The following is a 25,271-nucleotide window of genomic DNA, read 5'->3' on the forward strand; positions in this document are numbered from 1 at the left end:
TTTCCTTTTACTATTTTATTTCAACCTCAACTACATGCTTATATCCTAAATCGTTCTGGATGTATGATAGTAAATCCTCTTTGTGTTGCTCTAACCAAGCTACAGAGTTTTCAGGATATAGCTCAACTTCCCAAACAGAATAATTAGCACCATTTTTTCTGGTATGCAAATTAATATTCGACACAGCATTACAGTGATAATAAAAGTTAATGATACGCTTTAGTGTATTTATTGGCCTATCATTTCTTCGAGGGGGATATAACACAAATTTTTTAGGCGAAACTAATAGCGATTTATAGGAATCCTTAAAATTGATAGCATTATTACTCTTTATTCCATTGCAAGTTTTACACAATGTCTGTGAATTTTGAATAGATGTTTCCCCACCCATAGAAAAAGGAATAATATGATCAATCTCAAGGCTTCGTTTGATGTCATATCCGCAACAAACGCACTGAAAACCATCGCGTCGTTTAACGTGTTCCTTTTCTGTCTCTGATAATTCTTTTTCCCTTCTTATAACGTTTGGTGGCGTTACTACTGGTAGTTCCGTTATTTCTCCTTCTAAAATACGCAGTTTTTCAATTTCAAACGCAATTTTGAAGTTTCCAAAGGTCTTATAAAATTGCTTCCATAGGCTTCCTGCTTTAGAAAATTCGTTTTTTAAATACTGAAGTTGAGCCAGATCATTATAATCCTTTTTTAAAACGTATAGTACCAATGTTGTTAAATCGTATTCGTGACGGACATCAAATGAATAGTAGTCCGGTCTTGCACTTATATCACCTAGCACTGCCTTATTTTGAACAATGTGGCGCACTATACAACCTATATCTCGATTCAATATGTTGCCAACACTCTTATTCTCTTCAATAAAGAATTGTTTTTCTAAGCGCTTAATCAGAACATCTACGTCATCTTTAAACCATTTCTCATTTAGATACTTCTCATCAAAGTCCTCATTTCCCCATATATCTTCATGGAGAGAATTTTCTTCAAGTAAAAAGTTAATAAGGTTTATAAATGCTTCTGCATTATCTTCGTAAACCATAACATATTCATTGATGGATTTCGTCTCTTCCTCCGAATTTCCCGAAACATTGACGGTAATATTAGTAATATACCAGCCAATTGGAATGGTTTTAATGAAAGGTGCTACTCCTGAGAAATCTCCTATTTCAATCTGCCTGCTTAATTTTTCAACTAAATCAATAGAAATATATTCTAGTGGGTAGTATCCTCTTACGGTCGGAGAAGTAGGACCCTTTTCACCAATTCCTGGTCTTGCCCAATCAATGACTTGTTTCCAATTATCGATAAATAAAACAACATTGGCCTCAGTTTTATTCTCACCACCGCCTGCTCGTTTGCCTCGCAGCACCCTTCCAATCATTTGAGTTAAGAGGATAGAACTTGTTGTTTGGCGTGTAACAAAAACAGTCTTTGCATCTGGAATATCAGCTCCCTCCGCAAGCATCCTCACATTTAGGAGCACATCAATTTTTCCTTCTTTAAACTCTTTTATAATTCTCTCATTATCCGATTTTGTTCTTTGGTTCCTTAGATCAGCACTTCCAGAATTAGCATCAATTTTTGAAAAAACGGATCCCACATTAACCCCTAATTCGCTTAATTTTGTTTCCATATATACACATTGATACCAACGGTCTACGAAAATAATAGTCTTCCCATATGTATTTTTATTCTGAACATACTCATTAATAATATAATTATTCCTTAATGAATCCTTAGCAATTCTTTCTACTATATCTTCTGGTAGGTCTTTATGCTCCCGAACTAACCGATTGTACAATCGGTCATCTACTTCATACTCTCTACCTGTTGGTTTTTCAATGTAATTAGGCAAAGCCAAGATATTCTGTGCAATCAGTTCTGCCTGGTTCGCTTGAGACAAAATCCCCTGATCAAAAATTTCAAAAAGCCACCCTCTTCTCCTAATATCTGTGTATGTTGGAGTCGCAGTTAATCCTAGTAAATAATACTTTCCTAGCATATCTTTCATATTCAATAACAAATTTCGACATCCATACGCGGGGGCATGGTGCGCTTCATCTAATACAACAAAGAATTCTTCACCACGATTAGCCAACAAATAATTTTTAAAAGCTGTCTCAACAACGTTACCCTGTAAATCTAAAACAGATGAATTATACTGTTTTATAGCACTCTGTGTTGTAATAATTAATACATCATCTGTAGTATTGATAGAAGATGGTTCAGAATGCGATTGACTACTAGATACCACTCTGATGTTCACTTGTTTGCGTTCATGGATATCGGCAGCTGAATGGATAAATGTTTCATATGCTTGATCTAACAGATTGGATGACTGGGCAAGCCATAGCACCTTGATACCTTTAGAAAGAATATTGCTGCAAATCCAATTTACTGCCGTAAATGTCTTTCCACCGCCAGTTGGAATAACAACAAGTCCACCTTTATATTGTTCCGACGGAAAAGTGAATGTTTCAGAAAGTGACTTATATGCATCTTTTTGATGAGGGAATAAAGATTTTATTCTACCATCTCTTTTTTTCTGCTCTTCTTCTATTATGATCGTACTATAACTCATGTGTTTATCCTCTATTCTCTAGCTTCGTTATTGCCAGCTTTATTTATAAAAGATGAAAAAGAATACAGCTACTAGCCCTATAAAAGAAAGTACTGTGAAAAATTTTTCTCGAGTAACGCTGATATAATCCTGGATTTCTCTTAAATTTTGATACTGACCGATGTATCCCAAAACAACCAGAGTTCGTCCAATCCATCCCCATTTCATTAAATAGAAACTAACTATAAAACCAAACAGATACCAAATAAAAGTGAGTACAAAACCGCGATTCGCATAACTATCTATCTTTTCCGACAGTTCTCTTTTCTCTTAGCCTCTTTTTTGGCTTCACGAATCTTCTTTACCCCATTGCCCGCATATTCTACTGTTGTAATTATCGCTCTCTCTTTAGGTGAAAAGACGATTCTTTTAAGTGAAAAAATCATTATTTTTTTTAACACCTGCTCAGTACCCTATCCTTTCTTCCGTTTTATCCAATCGATGATATCAAAATATGTGAATAACATACCCTTTTAACAATGGAATATAGTAGACTTTACGAAAGGAGAAGAAAAAAAAAGATTGTCTTCTCTCCGAATGGACAATCTCATTTTTGTATTGGCATTGTGCCTATGCTTACACCATTACATGTAATCATTGTACTGTCCTCAGAGGTTTTATCGGTCTGTTAATTTACTACTCCCCGGTTACGTAAAATTTTCAAAATGGCCGTTTTCTTTGCCAACGGACCGCCACTTTTAGCTTTCTTTTGTAAATCAGCTGTGCTGTATCTATCATATTGGTCCATATATTTACTAACTTCTTGATTATAGTTATCTGCCTTTTCCGATAAAGTCTTTATCCCGTCTCCGAGATTATCCCAAAATCCCATAAAGGTCCCCTCCCTAACAAACAACTAGCTGTATTTTCTTTGCCAGTTGCTGCAGCTATTCCAAGCTTTTGTTTTCAAATGCTTTTCAAAACAAATTTGATCCTCTTCAGAATCATATTCCCAAAAGTTTTTCGCATTAACTTTGGGCGCTACATTCCTTCCACCCTGATATCCATTCCATTGTGCACACATGGCACATATTTTCGTCGTTGCACTACACATTTTTATAGCCATTTTTCACCTTTTATTTTTGATTTCTTTCTGCTTCTTTTCGAATTGTACCAATTTTTTTATCGCTTCTTGTATCTCTTCCATCTGCGTTTCGGATCGTACCAGCTGGAAGACCATGCTTCTTTTCAAATGTTCCTACCGTACAATCACTTCTCGTTTTTCGTGTCACTGAAAAGTCCCCCTTAAAATAACAACGTTTTGAGTTAAATAGAGTGATAGTTCAAGTTACATATATCGAAAACTGAATTATCCCACTATTATAGGTAAATAATACCACGAAAACTTTCCTATGGGCGACTTTTTTAACGTAAACACATCAAACTGTCCGAGAACAATCAAACTCTAAATCGTTTAAGACTACAAAAACGAGATTACCAGCTATTTTAATTCGAAACAATCACTATTCCCTTTATTATTTCGATTGAAGTTTTTTCTTTTTCCAAAAAACCACCATTTCATACTGCCTTGACGCCTCCTCTTTTTTATCATTTTTTTTAGTAATCCCCAAAAACAAGAAATTGTAGAATTTCCATTTTAAAACAATGGATTGTGATAATATTAGTATTGAATTTAGATATTTTAATAGGGATTGAGGTAGAAAATTGAAAAGAGTTATTTCGTTGTTGGCTGCAATTTTATTAATTATCAGCACAGTGCCGATTAGTAATGTATTTGCTTCTGCAGATGACACTAAGCCTGTGTTGGAAAGTATTCATTTAGATAAAAAGGAGGTGACTGCCGGAGAAACAATCAAAGTAAGCTTGAAGATGACGAATGCAGCAGAGATTCGATATCTTAACATATATTACCCATCGCCTGTCACTAATCAGAATTTTACAGTACGATTGGATTATAATAGCGATTCTGGTTTATTTGAAGGCAATATACCGATTACAAACAATTTTGAAACAGGATCATATCATCTTGAGATGTTAAGTATATATGAAGTTTCTGGTAATTCTTTTAGTTATTACAATCTTGATATGTTTAAAGATGGAGATTTTATCGTAAGTGGTACCAGTGGTACGGATTTATTTGAGAGTATTGCCGGTGATAAAAAAGAAGTTAAACTTGGAGATACGATCAAATTTAGTATTAAAGCAACGGGGAATTACGGAATAGACTATATTAATTTATATTACGATACCCCTGTATCCGATAGTCGGATTACTGTATCGATGTATTACAACAGTGAATCAAATACTTATGATGGTAGTCTTCCTATTCTAAGTAACACTGAATCTGGATCTTACACCCTCAACATGTTAAGCACTTACGGCTCCGGTCCTCATATCGCTCTTTATCGGTCAAAAAATAACGAGTTGTTCGCAAATGGAGATTTTGCAGTTAGCGGTACAAGTGGAGAAGACATCCTTAACAGTGTAAATGTGGATGTCAAGGAAGCAACTTATGGCGATACACTTAATTTTAGCGTAAAGGCTCAAGTGCCTGAAAGTGTTAGATATTTAAATATCAACTTCACAACACCTGTATCCCAAAAGAGTTTTTCAGTAGGTCTAAATTATAATAATGAAACCAAATTGTTTGAAGGTAATCTTCCTATTACAGATAATTTTGAATCCGGAACTTACATATTATTTATGCTAAGTATCTATAACACCGGAAACACAACAGCCCTTTATCAATCCTATTATGGTGACAAATTTGAAAGCGGAAACTTTACCGTCTTTACCGAAGAAAATCCGCCTTCTTTCACTAAACTATCTATTAATAAGAAGATTACTGAGGCTGGGGATCATGTCAATTTCACAGTCGATGCTACCGATGATACGAACTTAGAGGAAGCAACCGTTACCTACATTTCACCAGTTAGTAAATCTAAGGTTGCCGTTCCTCTTTCGTACGACAATCAGCATTTTACTGGACAGATGGCTATAGATACTAATACTGAATTAGGCAGTTGGAAAGTAGATTCTATTGAAATTAAAGATTCAAATGGGAATTCTACCGTTGTGAAAGCCGGGGAAACAGATTTAAGTTCTGGGGATTTCAACGTGCAGAAGTCTATCACTCCATTAAGTAGTTATATTGTATCCACTAGCGAATATTGGTCGTATAAAACGATTAATTCAGATGTTTACATTGCTCCTGGTGCAACATTAACCGTTAACGGCGGAGTTACCATCAATGGGAATATTTACGTTCTTGGCGGGTTATTTAGTTACGGTGGTCTAAATATCACAGGCGGCCTTTATGCAAGCAGCGTCAATTTCTTTGATTACAGCTATCCATCATCAAACGGACAAGCGGTACTTAATGGCTCAAATAGTTTTTCAAGTATGAATGTTAGCACTCCCATATTAGAGGATATTCCGTTTGCTCTCTATGAGTCTCCACTTGTTAGCAACAATGGAAAAGTGAACTTAACTGGTGCTACCCTTCCTTTTGTCGGTGTCACAATTAATGGACAGATTGTTCCATTAAGAAGTGATGGCACATTTAGACTTAATGATTTTTATGTGGGACCAAGCGATACCCTATCTGTCAAAATAACGGATTTTTCCGGTTACACTTATTATCATTCTTATCAAGTGGCGGAGATGTACGTAGATGATTTTTCTAAAGATTCCTCTGCCATTACCGGTAAGACTTGGCCAAACTCAACAGTCAAACTTTTCGAGGGTAACACTCTACTAGGAGATACTACTTCTACCGATGAAGGTAATTTCTCGATACCAGTCAACAACCTTGCTGAAAATAGTACATTGACCCTTGAAGTGTATACTATTGAAAATCAACTGATTACCTCGAAGCAAGTTAAGGTGAAGGATATTACTTCACCGGATAAGCCAGTGGTGAATGATGTCACGGATCAAGATCAATCTGTGTCTGGTTTCGCAGAGAAAGATGCATCAGTTACTGTTGAATCAAATGGGGCCGCAATTGGAAGCAGCACAGTCGGGCAGAATGGGCAGTTCCTTGTCACGATTCCTGCGCAGAAGGCCGGCACCGAGTTAGAAGTGCGGGTAACGGATGCTGCCGGAAATGTAAGTGATGCCTCGACTATAGTCGTGAAAGATGTTACTTCCCCTGCTAAACCTGTGGTAAACGAAGTAACCGATAAAGATACTTCTGTCACTGGTTCGGCTGAAGCTGGAGCTAAAGTTGAAGTGAAAGTGATTGGTTCTGTTATTGGGTTTGCTACTGCTGGAACAGACGGCAAGTTTTCTGTTTCCATACCGGTTCAGAAAGCAGGTGTTGAGTTAGTCCTTACCGGTACCGATAAGGATGGCAATGTTAGCGAATCTACTACTGTTGTGGTGAAAGATGTTACTTCCCCTGCTAAACCTGTGGTGAACGAAGTAACAGAGAAAGATACTTCTGTCACTGGTTCGGCTGAAGCTGGAGCTAAAGTTGAAGTGAAAGTGATTGGTTCTGTTATTGGGTTTGCTACTGCTGGAACAGACGGCAAGTTTTCTGTTTCTATACCGGTTCAAAAAGCAAGTGTTGAGTTAGTCCTTACCGCCACCGATAAGGATGGCAATGTTAGCGAATCTACTACTGTTGTCGTGAAAGATGTTACTTCCCCTGCTAAACCTGTGGTGAATGATGTAACAGATAAAGACACTTCTGTTACCGGGCAAGCAGAAGCGGGATCTAAAGTGGATGTCAAAGTAAATGGAGCTGTTATTGGTTCCGCCACTGCTGGTTCTGATGGTAAGTTCTCAGTTACCGTCCCTGTTCAAATTGCAGGTACACAATTAGTGATTACTGCTATCGACAAAGATGGAAATGTCAGTGAAGAAACCAAAGTCGTCGTTTCTAAAGCAAAACTTTCTGGTTGGGTCGAAGAGAATGGAACTTGGTTTTTCTACGATAAAACAACTGGAAATAAGAAAACGGGTTGGTTTTTAGAAGGCTCGACTTGGTATTACTTTGATACCACAGGCGCGATGAAAACGGGCTGGCTCTTAGATGGTTTCACTTGGTACTTTTTAAAAGACAGTGGCGCTATGCAAACCGGCTGGCTGCTAGATGGGTCTACTTGGTATTACTTTAACGGAAGTGGCTCGATGAAGACAGGCTGGCTCCTAAACGGTTCGACTTGGTACTTCTTCAATAACAGTGGTTCCATGAAAACAGGCTGGCTGCAAAGCGGTGCCACCTGGTATTATTTTAAGGGCAGCGGCGCGATGAAAACTGGTTGGCTGCTAGATGGTTCGACTTGGTATTACTTTAACGGAAGTGGCGCCATGAAAACAGGCTGGCTGCAAAGCGGATCGACCTGGTATTACTTTAAATCCAGCGGGGACATGCAGACTGGATGGGCACAGATCTCCGGAAAATGGTATTACTTTAATCAAAGTGGGGCTTTGAAATAAATTTGAAACACTCCCTAAAATCGTTTTAGGGAGTGTCTTTTTGTGTTCAGTTTTAACAACTTTAGTTACATGGCTAAATAGGATTGTTCTGTAAAAGGATAATTTTTATCTTTTATAAGGACATCCCTCAATTGGTGGAATTTCAAAGAAACTGTGCTCAAAGAGCCCTCTTCTGCAATGTTATTCCTTAATTGTATTTTCCAATAAATCCCTAGTTAATAATTAAAATAATTTCCAAATAAAAACCATAGATTGTGATACTATTAGATTTGTGTTTGCTTAATATACAGAAAAGGGGTCTAGTTAGTGAAAAGAATTGTCTCTGTTTTTACAGCAATATTATTAATTATCAGCACAGTGCCAATTAGTCATGTATTTGCTGCTGCAGATGTAACCAAGCCTGTGTTGGAGAATATTAGTGTGGATAAGAAAGAGGTGACTGCTGGGGATACGGTAAAGATTAGTGTCAACGCCTCTGATGATGTGGCGGTTAGCCGTGTCAGTTTATACTATTATACTCCTATTTCTCAAAGGAGCTTTTCTGTCCCACTATCCTATAATCCTGAAAACGGAATTTTTGAAAGCAATATTTCAATCGATGAAAATATTGAATCTGGGACGTTTAAGATTAATTATATGATTATTACAGATACCACCGGTAACCAAACCTATTTATCTCAGGGGCAAGACCCCGATGGCAAGCTCCAGGGTGGGGAATATACCGTTACAGGGACAAGTGGAGCCGATTTTACAAATCCAACACTTGAAGAGATCATTGTTAATAAAAAAGAAGCTACTCTTGGAGATACGGTAAATATTAGTGTCAAAGCTTCTGATGATGTGGCGGTTAGCCGAGTAAGTTTATATTACTATACTCCTATTTCTCAAAGGAGCTTTTCTGTCCCACTATCCTATAATCCTGAAAACGGAATTTTTGAAAGCAATATTTCAATCGATGAAAATATTGAATCTGGGACGTTTAAGATTAATTATATGATTATTACAGATACCACCGGGAACCAAACCTATTTATCACAGGGGCAAGACCCCGAAGGCAAACTCCAGGATGGGGAATTTACCGTTACAGGGACAAGTGGAGCCGATGTTACAAAACCAACACTTGAAGAGATCATTGTTAATAAAAAAGAAGCTACTCTTGGAGATACGGTAAATATTAGTGTCAAAGCTTCTGATGATGTGGCGGTTAGCCGAGTAAGTTTATATTACTATACTCCTATTTCACAAAGGAGTTTTTCTGTCCCTTTATCCTATAATTATGAAAAGGGAGTTTTTGAAGGCTATATTTCAATCGATGAAAATATTGAATCTGGGACGTTTAAGATTAATTATATGATTATTACAGACACCACCGGTAACCAAACCTATTTATCGCCAGGACAAGACCCTGAAGGAAAGCTACCGAATGGCAATTTTACAATTTTTACAGAATTCAACCCTCCTTCCTTTTCAAAACTATCAATAGATAAGAATAGTGTTGAATCAGGAGATTATGTAAATTTCACAATAGATGCAACCGATGACACAAACTTAAGTGAAGCAACTATTAACTATGTAAGCCCTGTAAGTCAAACGAAGCATGCGGTTTCCCTTTCTTACGACGGCCAACATTTCACTGGTCAGATGTATATTGATAAAAATACTGAAGTTGGACAATGGACAGTCGATTCCATTGTGATCACAGATACCAATGAAAATTCTACTGTTGTAAAAGCGGTTGAAACAGATTTAAGTGCCGGAAATTTTACTGTCCTAAAGTCTGTAACACCTTTAAACAGCTATATAGTGACCTCAAATGAAACCTGGTCAAACAAAACGGTTAATTCTGATGTTTACATTTCTCCAGGGGCGATCTTAAATATAAATGGGAATGTAATTATTAATGGGAATGTTTATGTACTAGGTGGATTAAGAAGTTACGGCGGCCTTACTATTACAGGTGAACTACATGCCAATAGTATTTACTTTGGCTATTACACACCATCCAATGGACAAGCTATTTTTACCGGATCAAATTATATATCTAGCATGATCGCGAGTAATCGAATTTTAACAGAGGTTCCATTTACTGTTTATGATACCCCGCTTGTCAGCAGCAATGGTAAAGTGAACCTAACTGGGGCGACTCTCCCATTTGTCACACTTGGAATAAATGGACAAAACGTGCCATTAAGAACGGATGGAACATTTAAACTAAACGATTTTTACATCGGTGATAGTAATACATTAAACGTTAAAATTACAGACTTATATGGTTATACCTATTACTATTCTTATAATGTTGCAGATATATATATTGATGAATTCACTAAAAACTCACAGACGATTACAGGTAAGGCATTACCACATTCCACTATAAAGATTTTAGAGAATAATAGTGAAATTGAAATGGATACTGCAGACGAAAAAGGTTATTTTTCCATTGGAGTATCTAACTTAACAGAGAATACTACGTTACGTTTTGAAGTTTATAATGAAGCTAATGAATTGGTAACAACAAAAGATGTTCTAGTAAAAGACATTACGCCTCCAGAAACTCCTGTTGTAAATGAGGTTTCAGATAAGGATAAAGCGATTACTGGTGCGGCAGAAGCCGGTGCGACTATTACTGTAATGGCAAACGGGAATGTCATTGGCACTGGAACCGCTGGAACAGACGGCAAGTTTTCAGTAAGCATCCCGATGCAACCAGCTGGAGTTGAATTGGCCATTACTGCTACTGACAAGGCTGGGAATGTTAGTGAAACTACAATGGTTGCTGTGAAAGACGTTACCCCTCCTGCTAAGCCAGCTGTAAATCAAGTGACTGAAAAGGATGCTTCTGTTACTGGTACGGCTGAAGCTGGCTCTAAAGTAGAAGTAAAAATCAATGATTCTGTTATTGGTTCTGGCACTGTAGAAACAGATGGTAAGTTCTCGGTTACGATTCCGGTTCAAAAAGCAGGCGTCGAGTTAGTCATTTCTGCTACCGACAAGGCTGGGAATGTTAGTGAGGCAACTACTGTTGTCGTTAAAGATGTTACTTCTCCTGGTAAACCAGTAGTGAATGAAGTTACTGATAAGGATACTTCGGTTTCTGGTTCGGCTGAAGCAGGCACTTTAGTTGATGTGAAAGTGAATAGGACTGTGATTAGCTCAGCTACTGCCGATACGGCAGGGAAGTTTGTTGTTACGATCCCAGTTCAAAAGGCTGGTACTGAATTAGTAATTACTGCTACTGACAAAGCTGGCAATGTTAGCGAAGCAACCACTGTTGTTGTTAAGGATGTTACTTCTCCTGCTAAACCAATTGTCAATGAAGTAACAGATAAGGATACTTCTGTCTCTGGCGCAGCAGAAGCGGGATCAAAAGTGGAAGTGAAAGTAAACGATTCTGTTATTGGTTCCGCTACTGGTGGATTAGATGGCAAGTTCTCTGTTACGATCCCGGTTCAAAAGTCTGGAACTGAGATAGTTATTATTGCAACTGACATGAGCGGAAATGTAAGTGAAGAGACAAAATTAGTCGTCTCCAAAGGAAAGCTTTCCGGTTGGATCCAAGAGAATGGGACTTGGTTTTTCTACGACAAAACAACTGGAGAAAAGAAAACTGGGTGGTTTTTAGAAGGGGCAACCTGGTATTTCTTTGATACCAAAGGTGCGATGAAAACTGGCTGGTTCCAAGATGGTCCGAAGTGGTACTTTTTCAAAAACAGCGGCGCTATGCAAACCGGCTGGATGAAAGACGGAAACACTTGGTATTTCTTCAATACTAGCGGTGCGATGAAGACTGGCTGGCTCCTAGACGGATCTACCTGGTACTTCTTCCATAACAGTGGTGCCATGAAAACGGGCTGGTTGCAAAGCGGTTCCACCTGGTATTATTTTAAAGGTAGTGGCGCGATGCAAACTGGTTGGCTGCTAGATGGTTCGACGTGGTATTACTTTAACGAAAGCGGCACTATGAAAACCGGTTGGCTGCTAAGCGGGTCGACCTGGTATTACTTTAAATCCAGCGGCGCCATGCAGACAGACTGGGCGCAGATTTCAGGAAAGTGGTATTACTTTAATCAAAGTGGGGCTTTAAAATAAATATCCCTACTCCCGAGGTTCTATTTTTAAGATGTCAGTGGTATTTATGCCAAATCACTTAATTAAAAAAGTATCCTATAGAGAGACCTTCAAAGTGTCTACTCTATAGGCTTTTTTAGTTTGGAGTCGCTCTGTATTTTTTTGCCTGTAAGGGGATAGACAGTTGTATGAATTTCCGACACTTTTTGACAAAAAAACAAAAATTTTGGCAATCACCATTCCCAATAAAAAGAATTACCTTTATAATACATATGGTAAAAGTGCTAAATTTAGGGAACTTAAGTGTAATAGAATATATAAGTAGGATAGACCGCACGATGTGTATTTGATTATTGGACTGTATATAGAAGACTCCTCACCATTGCCATAACCAGCATCTAAATACTTCCCATTTGTATCTGTTGAAGATAATTCGTTTTATCGTGTATGGTCCGTTGAAAGAATATAAGGTGGCGAAATGTGAAACATGGTATCTACACATGAGTTAGGGCAATTAGAATCCGATTTAAGGATGGCACTGGATAGGAATGAATTTCAATTGCATTATCAGCCGAAGCTTGACTTGATTTCAGGTAAAATTATCGGTGTAGAAGCTTTAATTCGTTGGATTCATCCTGAGAAAGGATTAGTCCCGCCAGAGGAATTTATTCCTCTGGCAGAGGAGACTGGGTTGATTATCCCCATGGGGGAATGGATTTTACGGACAGCCTGCCTGCAAAATAAGGCTTGGCACGAGACAGGACAGTCTCCCCTGCTTATGTCTGTTAATCTATCCGCACGACAAATCTATCAACCAAAGTTTGCTGACCGAGTACGTCACATTCTAAAGGAAACAAAGCTTGACCCCCACTATCTTATGTTTGAGATTACAGAGGGGATCATGTTGGATTCCTATCATGCCCCTAGAGTAATCAGAGAATTAAAACGGATTGGTGTTCAAATCAGTTTGGATGACTTTGGTACAGGTTTTAATTCCCTGCAATATTTGCAAGAACTTCCAATTGATAAAATTAAAATAGATCAATCCTTTATCAGGAATGCTACTTCGGATTCGAATCATGCAACGATTGTCAAGATGATTATCGAAATGGCTCACCAACTAAAAATGGGCGTTATTGCTGAAGGGATCGAAACCAAAGAGCAATTAATTTTTCTTCAGCAAAATCTTTGTAATCAAGGACAAGGCTTCTTTTTTAGTAAACCTTTACCGCCAAAGGAACTAGAGAGGCACTTTGTCAAGATTGAGAAAATTGTAATTCGTGAGGGAATACCTCAAAAATTCAACAATCAAAAGTGGATGAATGAAATAGTAGAAAATACCCGTCGAGAATTGCGCGACACCGTCAGGCAGCAACAAGGGATGATTTTTAAACTGATTAAGGAAAAAGATAAATTTATTTATACTTTATGCGATGGTGAATTACTCTATCGAATGGGTCTCACTCCTGAACAAGTAATTGGGAGAGAGGTATTCAATTTTCTACCCTTCCTTCAATCGAGAGAAAAAACAGACTATCATCAAAGAGCCTGGAATGGTGAGGAAAACATAATGTACGAAGGGGAATTCAATGGAATTCATTATCTTACTTCATTACGTCCCGTTCGAAAAGGCGGTCAAGTGGATAGCATCATTGGTTCGTGTGTCGATATTACGAATCAAAAGAAAGTAGAAGATCAATTAAGGCGAAGTGAATCAAATTATCGACTTATTACAGAGAATATGCAAGATGTAGTCGTAGTAATAGATAAAAGCGGTGTCGTGCGATATGCTTCTCCATCTCATGAAAAGGTATTCGGATTAACTGCTGAAGAGTGTCAAGGGTGTTCGGCTTTTAAATTAGTTCACCCTAATGATGTTCCTACTGTTCAAACACATTTTGCTTCCATGCTCGAAACAAGGACGCCATGTCAAGTGGAATTCCGACATAGACATGCCAATGGTGGATGGGTTGATATTGAGGCTAAAATAACCCCTGTTTATGGGGAAGATCATGAATTAGAATCATTCATTGCGGTAGGTCGAGATATCTCAGCAAGAAAGCAATCAGAAGACTTAAACAGCAAATCAGAAAGGCTTTCTGTCGTTGGACATTTAGCTTCTAGTATAGCACACGAAATAAGGAATCCACTTACGACAATAAAGGGGTTTGCTCAACTTCTGCAAAAGGAATTGGATATGCCGCTTTATACAGACATTTTGTTGAAAGAAATCAATAAAATTGAAGAAGTCGTCCATGAGTTTCTTTGTTTTTCAAAACCAACAGCACGTCAAATACATGATATTGACATTAAAGTTCTTTTTCAAAAAGCGCTTACACTATTTGATTCACAACTAATAATAAATCATATCGAAATCGTACAAGAGTATGGCTTGGCGGTGCCACCTATTCAATGTGATGATAACCAAATAAAACAAGTTTTTGTTCGAATTCTTCAAAATGCTGTAGAAGCCATGCCAACTGGCGGAATTATTAGGGTGCAAATATGTAAGGAAGGCTCCGACTTCGTGAGAATTACGTTTATTGATCAGGGTTGTGGTATTTCTAAAGAACGGATGAAAATGATTGGCGAACCCTTTTATAGTACGAAAGAAAAGGGAACAGGGTTGGGATTAATGATTAGCCAAAAAATTGTCAAAGAACATGGAGGGGAAATTGTCATCGACAGTGTCCTTCATCAAGGAACGACCGTTCATGTGATGTTGCCCATTAAACAGGAGCGGGTTAAGGAACGGACTGCGGTGGTTAGCTTTTGATGTGACGGTATTTTCTAAGAAAAAGGGAGTAACTTAGTTGCTCCCTTTTTCTTGTATGAATGCCGGAAGGGCTTACTACATTATAAAATATATATCTATTTTTCTACCCAAACGCCATTTCCATTTACATAATAGCCATGTATGGTTTCATTGGCAGCCATCATACCATTCTCATTGAAGTAATACCATTTAGAATCAATTTTTTGCCAACCTTTGACTGGTGCTCCAGAATGATCAAAGTAGTACCAGTAGTACCCATTATTAGCATAATGTAATCTATTTAAGTATTTCCATCCAGTTGCCATTTCCCCCGATGGATAATTAAAATAATACGATATTCGATCTGCTTGTTGCCAACCATATTTCATGGCACCTTCGACATCGAACAAATACCATTTATTGCCCACGTATAACCACTCGCCCCAACACATTCTCCCGTTTGCTTTCAAGTAATACCAATTGTTATTATACAGTAACCAACCGGTTCTCATGGCCCCCGAAGGTTCTAAGTAATACCAGTAAGGTCGCCAATCATTTGGCTCTTTGTATAAAATCCAGCCGGTTTGCATTATTCCACGATAATCCAGGTAATACCATATTCCATTAACTTTTATCCACCCTATTTGCATAACTCCACTTTGATTAAAGAAATACCATTTTTTATCTATTTTTACCCAACCAATTTGCATCGCGCCATTACTATCTAAATAATAATAATAATCACCATCGGATGTGAATCCTGTCATCTGAATGCCCTGCTCAGTGAAGCGGTACCACTTGCCATCAATCTTCAGCCAGTCTACTTGCAGTGTACCATTAATGTAATAATACCTCTGTTCGTAAATGTCCACCCATCCCGTGTAACTTCTTAAATTTTTTGTATGAACGGTTAATATACACGGCTGATAATCAGAATCTATTATTTCAAATTGTTGGCCATCAAATTCTACTAGTGAGGCGTTTGAAGCGATTTGAATATAAAATTTAGAATCAAATACATAACCTGAAACCATACCTTTACAAGGACCTGTAGCTTCAGCGCTATATCCTTCATGTATTCCCTCAATAATAGTCATTTCACATTTCCCAGTGGACAAATCTTCTGCGGAAGCATTTAGTGTAAATGCTAAGAAATACACGGTGCAAAAGATCGCACTAATAATCCATAGCTTTGCAAACTTAGTAAAAAACAAAAAGACCCACACCTTTACATTTTCTGTTTTGATAGAGATTTCCATAGAGTAGTGTAAGAGACACTATTAAATTAGGCTTCATGTTGTTCGATTAATCGACTCTCTTTTTTACATTATTATTGCCTCGTAAAGGCTACCTTTTTCCTTTAATTCGTATTTGTCTTCAATCAAACTTCTTTCCTTGCAGACTTTCGATCAGTCAGTGAAATGCCTGCTGGTAAACCTGCACCCGACCTTACTTTTCCTTTTTCCAACAATCCACTCCCAACGTCATCGCCGTTAATATATTCAAATAAAATAATAACATAATATATGACAATACAAGACAAATTTCCCATGATAAATAACCTATATTTTTAAAAAGGCCATTATATTGAAAGAATGTTATTGAAATTAATATCCTTTTTGAGAAATAGGTAACAGGGGTAATGGAGACTTGCATCGGAAGCTTGGCAGCGGTAAGTGGTATTTCTTTCAAAAAGATGGTTTGATGAAAACCGGCTGGTATTTGGAGAACGGAAAATGGTATTACTTTATTCAAAGTGGCGCTTTAAAAATAATGCAAAAACACTCCCTAAAGCAATGATATTTAAAATACCTGTATCCACTTTAAATAAAAAGGACAAACAGAATCATTTCTGTTTGTCCTAAAGTATGTTACTTTATCCAAGCGCCGTCTTTACCTAATTTATATCCACCTACAATAGTATTGGCACTCATAGCACCAGAGTTATTAAAGAAGTACCATTTTCCCCCAACTAATTTCCAGCCAGTGGCCATATCTCCGCTGTTATTGAGGTAGTACCACGTATTACCTAATAGAGCCCAGCCTGTACTCATTGCGCCACTTTGGGTTAAATAATACCATTTATTATTATTTAGAATCCAGCCTGTACTCATTGCACCACTTTGAGTTAAATAATACCATTTATTATTATTTAGAATCCAGCCTCTACTCATTTCTCCACTTTGGGTTAAATAATACCATTTATTATTATTTAGAATCCAGCCTGTACTCATTGCACCACTTTCAGATAGGAAATACCATTTTCCATTAACCATAGCCCAGCCAGTTTGCATAATTCCATTTGCATTTAGATAGTACCATTTATGGTCTGGGGCAAATAACCAGCCGACTGCTAAACTATCAGTCTTGCTATTAACATAGTACCAATTATTATTTACCTGCTGCCATCCATCTACATCATAATTCACACCATATACGTCATCATAGACATCGTTATAAACATCATCATAAACATCGTCATAGACATCGTCATAGACATCGACGTAAACGTCATCATAGACATCGCCGTAGACAACTTCGTATACGTCCCCAGATGTATTTGTAACACTTTGCCCCTGTGATTCCCCTGTTTCTGCTCCTGCACTAATAGGTAGAATTAAACTTAAAATAAATACAGTTGAAGCTAAAATTGAAAAAAACTTACTCTTAATCATTGTCTCTTTTCCCCTCTTATGTGTATAATTATCCAATTTTGATAGGACTTTTCCATTATATCAAAACATTTCTACATTGATAAGGTTATAAGCTCAAAGTCATAGTATAATTTGACTATAGTTTGTGTTTTTTTGATAAGAACGGGTTATATTAATCTTAAGTAATAATCAACGTCATAGTAAAATTTGACTATAGTTTGTATTTTCTTGATAAGAATGGTTTATATCAATCTTAAGTAATAATCAACTGGATGCTAAAATTAATAAAACACGCTAAACTATGAAATAAAAAATAGATCAGATAACGTCATTAGAAAAGCTCCTCATGGAAACAGGCCTAGATATTCTGTCTACTTAAATCATAGATCAAAAAACGATATACCACCTTAAATTCCAATTTTCAACATCAACTTACATCGGAGGATTTTATGAACTGGTTTTTTTTCTTATTTCTCGCTGCAATCTTTATCCTATCACCCTATTATAAAGGGTTATATTTTAACTCAAGCCTTTATGGCATTTCCGTTATCATATCTATTTTATTTTTGATTTTAATGCTTTACCTTGCTATAAAAAAAGAAGCAAATAGTTTAAAAAGGATTATTCCGTTTTTGCTATTACCGTTATCTTACGCCATTTCCTTATTTATAGCGGAAAGCCCTAAGGGTGCGATCGATTCTTTGTTCCAATGGATTACCTATGCGGCCTTCTTTATTCTTCTTTATTGGGTAGCACGGGTGAAAACAATCGAGAGTTTATTACCCATTATATTTCAATTAACAGGTGCATGGCTTGCCTATTTTACATTGTTTGCTTTTTATGGGGTGGTACATTTTCGCGGGGCCTTTATAGCGGGTCGATTTGGAAGTGTCTTTCAATATGCAAACACTTTTGGGATGTTAATGAGTGTTTTCGGCCTATTTTCGATTATTATGCTGACTAAAAAAGACATATCTAAAGTGGAAATATTCCTTTACGCCTTTCCGCTTATACCCTTTATCATTTGTTTCGTCCAGTCCTCGTCAAGAGGAATGTTTCTTGTATTTCCACTTGTTTTCCTGTTGGGACTATTTCTTTTAAGCTTTAAAAGGCAGCTTGAGTACATACTGTATACTCTTTTTTCTTTTGGACCTTCCCTTCTTATTTACAAATTCATGGAAGGTGGAAATGAAAACCCAGGTTTGGTAACGCTGACAGTGAGTATCGTTCTATTTCTATTGTTTGTTTTTTGTATAAAGTATTCCATTTCCCGTAAGGCAGGGTCAGTATTATTTGAAAAGATCCAATTAAGAAAAGTTTCTAAGATAATAATTCCCGTTACCATTGTCATTATTGGCTTTCTTGGTTTTTTAGATATTAAGAACGAAGGAATTATCTTCCGGCAATTACCAAGCCAACTACAAACAAGGCTTAACAGTACCAATATTGGTGCTGCTACAGCACAAGAACGACTTATCTTTATTAATGATGGCCTCAAGATAAGCAGCGACTCTCCGATTATTGGATTTGGAGGAGAAGCTTGGGCTGCAATCTATAAAAAATATCAACATATGCCTTATATCTCAAATAAGGCACATAATGGTTATCTTGAGTGGCTGATTGATACCGGTTGGGTCGGATTCATCCTTTTTATTAGTGTATCAATTTATTTCTTTTGGTTATTATTTAGAAATTACTTAAAACAAAAAGAAAATACACTTCAGGTAGCTGTTATGGTTTCAACTCTTGGTATTTTTCTACATAGCTTCTTAGATTATAATTTTTCCTATAGTACCATTTGGCTAGTAATAATATGGTTATTTGTGATGGGGCTAGATAAAACCACCGGTATTAAAACCATACAGGATAAAAAATTTGTTATTTTTCAAGGAGTACCACTGATTGTTTTTTCCATAATGATGGTTTTGAACCTATTTTTTTCTTATCGTTTTATGACGGCAGACATGCTGTATACGAAATTCAAGCAATCGAAGTCCCTTTCATTTAGGGAAGAAACAATCAAACGAGCTGTATCCTATGATCCCGAAAATATTCTTTATCAAAGGAGTTTAGCAGATACTTATTTCTTAAAACTACGATTTGAGAACACCCCAGAGGCGAAGCAGCAATTGGACGATTTAATTCATGATTTAACAACGCTTGAACCGAGCAATTCAACCCTACAATTAAAAGCCGGGACTCTCTCTGAGCAAGCTAAGGATAAAAGGAATGCTTTAAAATACTATTCTATGGGTCTTAAAATAGATCATTATAATAAGAAATTATATGAGAACAGCATTCGCTTAAAGGTAACCGTGGCAATAGAGAATAGGAAGAGTGGAGATAAGAAAGGTGCGGAAAAGCTTCTACAATCTGCAATTAAGGATTATCAAGATGAAAAAAAATGGTATGATTATTTTCTGACTCATGCTCCTAAAGAAGCAGAACGATTTAATAGCAGAGACTTTGAAGTAACTGCCCGTAGTCATTATTTTGCAGCGTTAGCGTATTTTCTTCAAAAGGATTTTTCTGAAGTAGAGGCAATCTCCTCTACTATTAAGAATAACAATGAGGAGAAAGAAAAGGTTTGTGCGCTTGAAATAATGGCACTCCAAACTGATGGTAAACTTGAAGAAGCGCAGGCTTTGCTTGACAAATATGAAAAACTGTTTCCTCTGCTTCAGGAAACAATAAAGAATATGGAACACCTTTTATAACGGGTGAATGAATAACGACTAGATAAGGACTAGTAATTGAAATTAAGGGAAGTTAGGAATGACACTTGTGAGAAAATATTTATTAAAAAATTTTTTTCCTTTTACCTTTTATATGATACTAACTCTTACATTGACCGGATGTATTAATTCTAAGGACAAGACTGACAGAGATTTTATAAATAAACAAATAAAGGAAATGTCAGTTGAAGAAAAGATCGGACAAATGCTCATGTTTGGTTTGGATGAAGGTAAGGTGGATATCGAAGCGGAAGAATTCATCAAGGAACATCATATCGGTGGCATTATCTTAAATAAGTATAATATTAAGAGTTCAGATCAGCTATTACAATTAAACAATAAAATAAAACAACTAAATACTAAGACAACAACGATTCCCATCTTCATTTCAGTAGATGAAGAAGGGGGAGTTATTTCAAGGATGCCAGCTGGCATTAAAAATCTGCCAGATAGCAAAGTAATCGGAGATAAAAATAATTCAAAACTTGCCTATCAAGTTGGTGAGGCTATCGGGGAAAGAGTTGCTGCATTTGGCTTTAATATGACCCATGCACCCGTTTTGGATATCAATAGTAATGCACAAAACCCGATAATTGGGAAAAGGGCTTTTGGCAGTAACGAAAAGACAGTCTCTAACATCGGAATTGCGGAAATGAAAGGAATTCAATCAAAAAATATCATCCCCGTCATAAAACACTTCCCTGGTCATGGTGATACAGTAGTAGATTCTCATAAAGAACTTCCTGTTGTTAATCATGATATGAGTGAATTAAAAAAGATGGAGTTAGTCCCTTTTAAAAAGGCTATTAAGCAAAATGCTGATATGACAATGGTTGCCCATATTCTTATGCAAAAGATTGATCAGGGCAATCCATCATCTCTATCGAGAAAGGTTGTGACAGATTTATTAAGAAATACATTACATTTTAACGGTGTTGTGATTACAGATGATTTAACAATGGGAGCTATTTTAAAAAACTATGACATTGGTGAAGCCGCTGTAAAGGCCATTAAAGCAGGAAACGATATTGTTTTAGTCTGCCATGGTTATGAAAATAAGATTCGGGTAATTAACTCCATCCAAAATGCTGTTAAAGAAGGAGACATAACCGAAAAACAAATCAACGAAAGTGTTTATCGAATCCTGAAATTAAAGGAAAAATATCATCTGAATGATAAAGAAATAAACAAGGTAGACCTAAAAAAAATTAACAAATCATCGGAAAATATATACCACTCTGTCGGAAATAAGGAATAAAGTCTCTGTTTTTCACAAGGGATCATTTGACTTTAAGCTCCTACTCAATTTTATAAACAATTCAGTGTCATAGTCATTTACATATGCGGCAAAACGTTTGTTTTTGACATCCACATCTAGAATATTAGTATATCCGTTAAGAGTATCAAAAATAGTAGATTGAGAAAGAAAAAGTATTTACTGCTTTCGTCGCAAAATCGTAAAAATAAGTAACAGATTCGTCGCTTGTGTAATCCCCTATTATTAGTCCATTATTGGATACTGTATAGTTTGAGTCACCACAGCCGTTCTTACCATAGAGCTTTACATTAAGACTTGAAACAGTTTGAATATTATTTCCGTTTAAATCCATTGTTTGTAATTTTCCATCTTTTACAAAATGAATTGTATTTTGTTTTACCCAGAAATCGACAACTCCGGTTGCAAGTGTGGCTTTGCTGTTATCCGTAAGATTCATTAAAGGTACTCCCTTAGCTTTCGGGCTAAGGGGGTATTTTTTTGCCTAAAAGATTGCTCTTCTTTCCAAGTGGACCATAGGGACGGTACTGCTGGTCCTCACTAACCTCTTTAATGGCCATGAGAACCGTCCCCGTGGAGTCGGTGAACTTAATGAATTGAAAATTGGTCAAGAACGATTAGAAAATAAAATAGATAGTTTTAGAGGTTCAATTGTTAAAGATTTGACACCTTATATTGAAAACGTGGAGAAACATGTTGAAGATAGCAAGAATGAAATTCACGAGCGTTTTGACCGTTTGGACAGGATAATAACCTATAAATGTAAGATTTCGTACGAATGTGTAAATTAGGCTCATGCAATATTTACGTCCATCTGTTACTCTTGTAAAGGAATTACTGCATCAATCCTTCTTTAATACGTTATATCCAGGTTCATGAAAACGATGGACGGATTATCGATGATCTCAACTTGTTCGAAATGTTTTAGACATATTTCGGGCGGTGACAGGCACCATTAGGAGTGTAGAAGAATGTCAGAAGAAACCTATCAATCTCGTGAGGAACGAAAAAAGGCTGAAAAGGCTACACAAAATAAAGAAAGAAGTAACCGGATACCGAATAAAGGGCCGTTGTTGAAAAAAGGGTCATTGTTAAAAAAGGTGATTATCGTCTGTTTGATGCTTGGTCTTGTTTCAGCTGGAGCTGGAGCCATTACGTTCGCATTCATGATTAAGGGTACACCTACGTTAGATTCTTCTAAGCTGGTGGATCCACTTTCCACAAAATTTTACGATAAAAACGGAAACTTCCTTTATGAATACGGGAAGGAAAAGCGGACAAAAATCACCTATGATCAAGTGCCGAAAGTGCTGGTACAAGCGTTTATCGCCACAGAGGATTCCCATTTTTATGAACATCATGGGATTGACCTGAAAAGGACAACCAAGGCCATTTTCGTGAACGTAACCGGAAATTTTGGATCTCAGGGTGGAAGTACGATTACTCAGCAAGTCATTAAAAACTCATTTTTGACGCCAGAGAAGACATTAAAGAGAAAAGTGCAAGAATGGGACTTGGCGTATCAGCTAGAACAAAAGTATTCCAAACACGATATTTTAATGATGTATTTGAACAAAATCTACCTTGGACACCGCTCTTATGGGGTTGCGGCTGCAGCGAAGAATTACTATGGGATCGAAGCCAATGATTTGAAAAAAATGACGCTCGCTCAGGCAGCCATGTTAGCCGGACTGCCGCAGAGTCCGAATAATTACGATCCGACCAAACCGGAAAACGAAAAATCAGCGACGAAGCGCCGTCACATTGTCTTAATTTCCATGCTTCGAGATGGCTATATAACGGAAAAACAAATGAAAGAAGCAGAAAAAGTTCCTGTAACAGAGGGACTTGTAGCAAACAACACCGAGCAAAGTATGCCTTATGAAGCATTTTTGGATGCCGCTGTGAAAGAGGTAAAGGGAAAACTGAAGGATGTAGACATCAGCGAGGATGGATTATCGATTTATACTACCCTCGATCCAAAAGCACAGAATTTTGCAGACAAAATGATGAATACCAATGAAATCATCGCCTATCCTGATGCGAATTTTCAGGGGGCATTCGTTTTCTTAGATACAAAAACAGGTGAAGTCAGGGCAATAGGAAGTGGTAGAAACGACTATAAAGCAGGATTCCTTGGTCACAATTTTGCCGTCGATATCAATCGTCAACCAGGATCATCCTTTAAGCCGATTTTTGATTACGGCCCTGCGATTGAACATTTAAAATGGTCCACAGGTCATTTGATTAATGACCAGGAGACGACCTATTCAACCGGCCAGTCCATTTCCAACTGGGATCATCAATACCATGGAATGCTGACAATAAGGACGGCACTGCAAAACTCTTATAACATCCCAGCGCTTCTCACAATGCGTGAGGTTGGGACGGATAAGGCAAAGAAATTTGCAGAACAACTCGGCATTACGTTTAAAAATAACCAAGTATACGAATCTTATTCGATCGGAAGCAATACCGTTAGTCCTTTAGCCATGGCAGGGGCCTACAGTGCTTTTGCAAATAATGGCATGTACAATAAACCGCATTTTGTCCAAAAGGTTGTTTTTCCGGATGGTACAGTAGTTAATTTTGCGGGGAAATCAAAACGTGTGATGTATGATTACACTGCCTACATGGTGACTGACATGCTACGCACAGTCGTCAATTCTGGGACAGGAAAATCTGCCAATGTTCCTGGACTGGAGGTTGCCGGGAAAACAGGCACAACCAATTTTGATGTAAAGACGAGAGAAAGATATGGTTACCCAAGCTCAGCGACAAATGATAGCTGGTTCGCAGGGTATACACCGCAATACACCATGGCTGTCTGGACTGGTTATACTCAAAACGGCCAGGGTAACTATATGAGCGGAAATACGACGAAAATCTCGCAGTTAATGTTTAAAGCGATGATGCAAACATTCGGAACGGACACATCCAGTTTTACGCAACCAAAAAGTGTCTTCAGAGTGAATAATGAACTTTATATAAAAGGTATTAGTTCTGCAGAAGTTCCACCAAAGGAAAAAATCGACAATTTAATAAAACATCCTAATAATGGCAATAAAAAAGAGGAAGAGAAACTTAAAAAAGAGGAAGAGAAACGTAGAAAAAAGGAAGAGAAAGAGAAACATAAGCATGGTTAAGATAGATATTTTGTCTTACCTTGTTCCACTTCCATTGAAGAGAAGGTTCTAGTTGTACTATTAACGGTTACAAAAGTTAAAGAATCCAGCTGCCATTTTGGCGGCTTTTTTCTTTAAGCTAATTGGCGGGTTAGTGGAGGAAGAAAGATAATAATCCGTTTCTCTTTTATGTCACATTTTCGTGACATAGCGTACTTTTGTATATAAGTATAATGTTATGTATTGATGCGTAAAAAAAACCGTCAATATGACGGGTTAAGAATATTTGAGAGGCGCCTCTTTAAATTGTATGCTCAAAAATGATTTTCGATGATTTTAGGAGCAAGGTTTTAATTGCTATCAGCTGGATAAAATTCAGTAAGCAATATTTACGACTATTTTAGTGTGATTACGATAAAAGCGTCAAATGAACCCTTTTAGGAATGGGACAACTATTCAACTATTAGATTCATTATTAAAATAATAATAGCCAGGATAAAAAAACAAATTTAATGAGTAAGAGTATTCTTATAAAATGTTACTCGGCATAAGATGTATTTAAGATATAAGCAGATAAAAAATTTACATATTTATAATTAGAAATTTTAAAGGGAGAAGGT

13 protein-coding genes are annotated in these 25,271 nt (G+C 37.1%); 7 read left to right on the forward strand and 6 right to left on the reverse strand.

The features are described from left to right. Window positions 1-10 precede the first annotated feature (10 nt). From ACIQXV_RS26665 to ACIQXV_RS26675, 3 genes are all read right to left on the reverse strand, one after another. The gene (locus tag ACIQXV_RS26665; protein WP_402964446.1) at window positions 11-2,593 is read right to left on the reverse strand and encodes a DEAD/DEAH box helicase family protein; all 2,583 of its coding nucleotides are present in this window, start codon (window positions 2,591-2,593) and stop codon (window positions 11-13) included. Between the two features lie 667 nt (window positions 2,594-3,260). Further along, entirely contained in the window at window positions 3,261-3,464 is a 204-nt protein-coding gene (locus ACIQXV_RS26670; protein ID WP_402964449.1) for a hypothetical protein, read from the reverse strand. A 244-nt stretch (window positions 3,465-3,708) separates the two neighbouring features. After that, window positions 3,709-3,864: a hypothetical protein gene (locus tag ACIQXV_RS26675; protein ID WP_402964452.1), complete on the reverse strand. Its 156-nt coding sequence runs from the start codon at window positions 3,862-3,864 to the stop codon at window positions 3,709-3,711. A gap of 433 nt (window positions 3,865-4,297) precedes the next feature. On the opposite strand from ACIQXV_RS26675, the gene ACIQXV_RS26680 reads away from it, so the two are divergent. The 3 genes from ACIQXV_RS26680 (at window position 4,298) to ACIQXV_RS26690 (ending at window position 14,882) form a co-directional block, all read left to right on the forward strand. Continuing rightward, window positions 4,298-8,038: an Ig-like domain-containing protein gene (locus ACIQXV_RS26680; RefSeq protein WP_402964455.1), complete on the forward strand. Its 3,741-nt coding sequence runs from the start codon at window positions 4,298-4,300 to the stop codon at window positions 8,036-8,038. Window positions 8,039-8,344: 306 nt separating this feature from the next. Next, window positions 8,345-12,127 carry an Ig-like domain-containing protein gene (locus ACIQXV_RS26685; RefSeq protein ID WP_402964458.1) on the forward strand — a complete coding sequence of 1,261 codons (3,783 nt, stop codon included), beginning with the start codon at window positions 8,345-8,347 and terminating at the stop codon, window positions 12,125-12,127. A gap of 466 nt (window positions 12,128-12,593) precedes the next feature. Continuing rightward, on the forward strand, window positions 12,594-14,882 hold the full coding sequence (locus ACIQXV_RS26690) for an EAL domain-containing protein (RefSeq protein ID WP_402964461.1): 2,289 nt from the start codon (window positions 12,594-12,596) through the stop codon (window positions 14,880-14,882). A 95-nt stretch (window positions 14,883-14,977) separates the two neighbouring features. On the opposite strand, the gene ACIQXV_RS26695 is transcribed toward ACIQXV_RS26690, so the two are convergent. Further along, window positions 14,978-16,075, reverse strand: coding sequence for a PspC-like choline-binding domain-containing protein (locus tag ACIQXV_RS26695; protein WP_402964464.1), 1,098 nt, complete (start codon window positions 16,073-16,075; stop codon window positions 14,978-14,980). 436 nt (window positions 16,076-16,511) lie between these two features. On the opposite strand from ACIQXV_RS26695, the gene ACIQXV_RS26700 reads away from it, so the two are divergent. Beyond that, a complete protein-coding gene (locus tag ACIQXV_RS26700) occupies window positions 16,512-16,661 on the forward strand; it encodes a hypothetical protein (RefSeq protein WP_402964467.1) in 150 nt (49 codons plus the stop codon). Between the two features lie 71 nt (window positions 16,662-16,732). Here ACIQXV_RS26700 and ACIQXV_RS26705 read toward each other — a convergent pair whose 3' ends face one another. Beyond that, window positions 16,733-17,536: a cell wall-binding repeat-containing protein gene (locus tag ACIQXV_RS26705; RefSeq protein WP_402964470.1), complete on the reverse strand. Its 804-nt coding sequence runs from the start codon at window positions 17,534-17,536 to the stop codon at window positions 16,733-16,735. A 932-nt stretch (window positions 17,537-18,468) separates the two neighbouring features. On the opposite strand from ACIQXV_RS26705, the gene ACIQXV_RS26710 reads away from it, so the two are divergent. Together ACIQXV_RS26710 and nagZ are read left to right on the forward strand one after the other, a co-directional pair. Next, window positions 18,469-20,232 (forward strand): O-antigen ligase family protein, encoded by a 1,764-nt coding sequence (locus tag ACIQXV_RS26710; RefSeq protein ID WP_402964531.1) that lies wholly within the window; start codon window positions 18,469-18,471, stop codon window positions 20,230-20,232. A 67-nt stretch (window positions 20,233-20,299) separates the two neighbouring features. After that, window positions 20,300-21,508 (forward strand): beta-N-acetylhexosaminidase, encoded by a 1,209-nt coding sequence (gene nagZ, locus ACIQXV_RS26715; RefSeq protein ID WP_402964473.1) that lies wholly within the window; start codon window positions 20,300-20,302, stop codon window positions 21,506-21,508. Window positions 21,509-21,653: 145 nt separating this feature from the next. Here the strand turns inward: nagZ and ACIQXV_RS26720 are convergent, their stop codons facing one another. Further along, window positions 21,654-21,965, reverse strand: coding sequence for a hypothetical protein (locus tag ACIQXV_RS26720; RefSeq protein WP_402964476.1), 312 nt, complete (start codon window positions 21,963-21,965; stop codon window positions 21,654-21,656). 532 nt (window positions 21,966-22,497) lie between these two features. Between ACIQXV_RS26720 and ACIQXV_RS26725 the strand changes: the two genes are divergently transcribed. Beyond that, window positions 22,498-24,672 (forward strand): transglycosylase domain-containing protein, encoded by a 2,175-nt coding sequence (locus tag ACIQXV_RS26725; protein WP_402964479.1) that lies wholly within the window; start codon window positions 22,498-22,500, stop codon window positions 24,670-24,672. Window positions 24,673-25,271: the final 599 nt, after the last annotated feature.

It is taken from the genome of Neobacillus sp. NPDC097160 (genome assembly GCF_044762155.1).
In the GTDB taxonomy this organism is placed as follows: Bacteria; Bacillota; Bacilli; order Bacillales; family Cytobacillaceae; genus Neobacillus.

What these genes read in the sequence shown, in the direction of transcription:
- ACIQXV_RS26725 (WP_402964479.1), top strand. Translation starts at nt 22,498, where the DNA reads ATGTCAGAAGAAACCTATCAATCTCGTGAGGAACGAAAAAAGGCTGAA.
- ACIQXV_RS26690 (WP_402964461.1), top strand. Translation starts at nt 12,594, where the DNA reads ATGGTATCTACACATGAGTTAGGGCAATTAGAATCCGATTTAAGGATG.
- ACIQXV_RS26670 (WP_402964449.1), bottom strand. Translation starts at nt 3,464, where the DNA reads ATGGGATTTTGGGATAATCTCGGAGACGGGATAAAGACTTTATCGGAA.
- ACIQXV_RS26710 (WP_402964531.1), top strand. Translation starts at nt 18,469, where the DNA reads ATGCTGACTAAAAAAGACATATCTAAAGTGGAAATATTCCTTTACGCC.
- ACIQXV_RS26665 (WP_402964446.1), bottom strand. Translation starts at nt 2,593, where the DNA reads ATGAGTTATAGTACGATCATAATAGAAGAAGAGCAGAAAAAAAGAGAT.
- ACIQXV_RS26720 (WP_402964476.1), bottom strand. Translation starts at nt 21,965, where the DNA reads ATGAATCTTACGGATAACAGCAAAGCCACACTTGCAACCGGAGTTGTC.
- ACIQXV_RS26705 (WP_402964470.1), bottom strand. Translation starts at nt 17,536, where the DNA reads ATGATTAAGAGTAAGTTTTTTTCAATTTTAGCTTCAACTGTATTTATT.